We start from the raw sequence: 3,456 nt of genomic DNA on the forward strand, positions 1-3,456 counted from the left end.
CCGCCTGGGTCAGCCTATATGTTGACTAACATGCTACATGCTGAGCAATCTACGGGGGGTCTAGTTCGTCACGCGCCTGCCCCTGCCCCGCATCGAGGCAATCCTGTGATGGTGGCTGATGACTGATAGAACCGGTTCTCCAAGGGCCGTCTACGCGGATGCGAATGAAGGCAGTATCAGGGCTATGCGCGACGCCGGCCAGTTACAACGGCTGAATGACCTAACGATGTTGGATGTGCATTACGGAACACCCGCCTCGCCATCGAAGTTCCTTTCAGTCGTCGACGATGCTGAAATTGTCATTATCGGTGGTGCTTTGCCTGATCTGGTTCTCCGTCGGGCTCCGAAGCTTGAGCTAGTTTGCTTCGTCGGCCAGGGCGCTGCCAACTTCGTGAATCTGCCCCTGGCCGCAAGCCGAGGGATCAAAATTGCCGTCACACCCGGCTACGGAACAGCAGCGGTTTCCGAGCATGTGTTAGCCCTACTCTTTGGAGTCGCTCGCCGCATTTCTGAGGGAGACCGGCATGTGCGCGAAAATCGCTGGCGCCCGTTTAGCCCCGGAACACAGCTGGCAGGAAAGACGGTTGGAATAATCGGCTACGGTGACATCGGTGCCCACACTGCGTCTCTGCTCAACGCTCTAGGGACACGGGTGCTCGTGTGGACCAGGTCCCCACCTGCCGGGGGCGCACCGGGAGTGCAATTCAAGCCACTGAATGATCTCCTGAAGGAATCGGATGTCGTCAGCCTGCATCTTGAGTTGAACGAGCAGACTAACGGGATGATTACCGGATCGATGCTCGACCTACTGAAAAGGGGTGCCATTCTTATCAACACTGCCCGTGCTGAGTTGATTGAAGAAGGTGCCCTCGAACGGCGGCTAACCGACGGTGTGCTGTCGGCGGGCCTCGACGTATTCATTACCGAACCGCCCCTACAGGACAATCCGCTCCTGAAATTGAATAACGTGGTCCTTAGCCCCCATCAGGGATACCACACCCCCGAAGCCTTCGCCGCAATGCTCGAGATGGTGGTCGATAACGTTCGTGACCATGTCAGCGATTCGCACAGTCACCCAGAGCCATCAGCTTGACCTCAAGACATAGCCCTCACCCGTCCCATCGAAAGCCAGGAGCAGCCACTATGCAGTATGAAAACTACATCGGAGGACGTTGGACGGGGCGAAATTTCACGACCAACGTAAACCCGTCGGATACGAACGACGAAATTGGTATGTATGCGTCAGCTGACGCTGACGATACGAATAGTGCCATCGAGTCTGCGGTCGCCGCGCAGTCAATCTGGCGCGCCTATCCCCCGTCGGAACGCATCAGTGTGCTCCGAAATATCGGTAATGCCCTGCTTGCCCGGAAGGATGAACTGGGTGCGGCCCTATCTCGCGAGGAGGGTAAACCCGTAAGGGAGGGAATCGCCGAGGCGGGGCGTGCGGGAAACACGTTCCACTACTATGCATCAGCTATCGAGCACGCCCAGGGAGAAACCTACTCTTCGGCTCTCCCTAAGACTCTGATACAGACCCGGCGCAACCCAGTCGGAACCGTAGGAATAATTACCCCGTGGAACTTCCCGCTGGCAATACCCGCTTGGAAGATCGCACCTGCGCTTGCATACGGCAACACCGTAGTCTTCAAGCCCGCGGAGTTGGTGCCCTCTTCGGCGTGGGCACTGACAAAAATCATTTCTGAGGCCGGTCTGCCGGATGGCGTGTTCAACATGGTCATGGGCAGCGGGAGTGTGGTCGGGAAAGCTATCACGACTTCATCGAGGCTCAACGCCGTGACGTTCACGGGTTCAAGCTTTGTCGGTGCGGAGATCGCCGCCGATTGCATCTCGCATGGCGCAAAACGGATCCAGGCCGAAATGGGCGGCAAGAATTCCCTGGTGGTTCTGGACGACGCTGACCTGACCATTGCCGTCGAGGCCATCATCGACGGCGCATTCAAGTCGACCGGTCAGCGCTGTACTGCGACGAGCCGCGTGATCTCGACCCCGCAAATGTATCCACGGCTGGTGGAACAGCTGTCGGCACGCATCCCAACGTTGAAGGTCGGGGACGCTCTCGATCCTTCAACCGACATCGGTCCGTTGGCAAGCCAGCAACAACTCAATCAGGTCCGGAAATACGTCGAGCTTGGGGTCTCGGAAGGCGCCGAATTGATCGCTGGCGGACATGAAATACGGTCGGCGTCGCCTGGATTCTATTTTGAGCCCACACTCTTCGCGGGCGGACACTCTCAAATGAGAATCAACCAGGAAGAGATCTTCGGCCCGGTCGTTTGCCTCATCGAAGCCCCAGACGTCGATAGTGCAATTGCGCTGGCTAACGACACCCAGTACGGGCTCGCGGCCGGAATCATCACCGACTCTCAACGGTCGATTGAGAGATTCTTGGATTCAGCGGACGCCGGTATGCTCCACGTCAATCGATCGACGGCAAACACTGAATTACACGTGCCTTTTGGCGGCAATAAGTCATCGAGCTATGGCCCCCGCGAACAAGGCACGGCCGCCCGCGACTTCTTCACAAGTACTTCCACCATCTATTCGACAACTGGAACCGACTAAGGGATTGCCCTCGGGGTGGTAACTGTTCCCAACAGCCGCGCATGCTAGGTGCGACGGCGCTTTAGGGTGCTGGAGCGCGATACACCAAACCGGGATCATGTCCTCGGGACCGGTGCAGCCTGGCGGGAGCACCATGTCAGCAGCGCGCTAACCGGCCACGAAAACAGGGGCGGCGCAGGTTGGCGACGGATCCCGCGGCTGGTTGGATCGCCAAGCCTACCGCCGCCACGACACACCCGGAGATCGGGCTTAAGGGGATCCACTCGTTAACGCAAAATAGGGCGGGAATTGCTTCCCGCCCTATTTCAGTGGTCATTGACCACTAAGTCGAACTAGACGACCTGGATGTTTACGGCCTGAGGACCCTTGGGGCCCTGCTCGGTCTCAAAGCTAACCTTCTGGTTCTCGTCGAGGGACTTGAAGCCGCTCGAGTTGATAGCGGAGAAGTGAGCGAACACATCGGCGCTGCCATCTTCTGGCTCGATGAAGCCGAAGCCCTTGTCAGCGTTGAACCATTTCACGGTACCTGTTGCCATTTTTAAAACATCCTTCTGGAAATATGAAACTGATCCCGACTGTCGGGTAGTTTCAGTCGCGGCGTTCGTTTCCCGCTTCTACAGAAAAAGCGGCTGGCCCGTCTGGGTTTCGCCGCTTGAAATACAAAATGCGCAACACTACAACTGCGTACGAGTCTACATGGATTTCGCCCAAGGTAAAAACAGGCGCTGCGCCCGGCTCTCTTGGACGCCGGTCCGCACCCTGCACGGTAGAGGGAACCATTCGGGCAGGATGCCCAGTTAACCTGTCGACACGTTGGTGCCGATGAAAGGGGTGCGTGATCGCAAGTAGCGAGACCAGCGGGCGACGACG

The 3,456-nt window shown here is 57.7% G+C and carries 3 protein-coding genes; 2 read left to right on the top strand and 1 reads right to left on the bottom strand.

Annotation, left to right across the window (positions count from 1 at the left end; translation table 11 throughout):
- The first annotated feature begins 118 nt into the window (after positions 1 to 118).
- Together K728_RS0108925 and K728_RS0108930 are read left to right on the top strand one after the other, a co-directional pair.
- Positions 119 to 1,093, top strand: a complete 975-nt coding sequence (locus K728_RS0108925) for a 2-hydroxyacid dehydrogenase (protein WP_035747706.1) — start codon at positions 119 to 121, stop codon at positions 1,091 to 1,093.
- 50 nt (positions 1,094 to 1,143) lie between these two features.
- Entirely contained in the window at positions 1,144 to 2,586 is a 1,443-nt protein-coding gene (locus tag K728_RS0108930) for an aldehyde dehydrogenase family protein (RefSeq protein WP_024476489.1), read from the top strand.
- 332 nt (positions 2,587 to 2,918) lie between these two features.
- Here K728_RS0108930 and K728_RS0108935 read toward each other — a convergent pair whose 3' ends face one another.
- Positions 2,919 to 3,122 carry a cold-shock protein gene (locus K728_RS0108935; protein ID WP_019483883.1) on the bottom strand — a complete coding sequence of 68 codons (204 nt, stop codon included), beginning with the start codon at positions 3,120 to 3,122 and terminating at the stop codon, positions 2,919 to 2,921.
- Positions 3,123 to 3,456: the final 334 nt, after the last annotated feature.

Origin of the sequence: Arthrobacter sp. CAL618 (assembly GCF_000468215.1) — a bacterium.
Lineage (GTDB): Bacteria > Actinomycetota > Actinomycetes > Actinomycetales > Micrococcaceae > Arthrobacter_D.

Excerpts from the sequence above, each read along its gene's own strand:
- K728_RS0108925 (WP_035747706.1), top strand. The coding sequence starts at position 119 with ATGACTGATAGAACCGGTTCTCCAAGGGCCGTCTACGCGGATGCGAAT.
- K728_RS0108930 (WP_024476489.1), top strand. The coding sequence starts at position 1,144 with ATGCAGTATGAAAACTACATCGGAGGACGTTGGACGGGGCGAAATTTC.
- K728_RS0108935 (WP_019483883.1), bottom strand. The coding sequence starts at position 3,122 with ATGGCAACAGGTACCGTGAAATGGTTCAACGCTGACAAGGGCTTCGGC.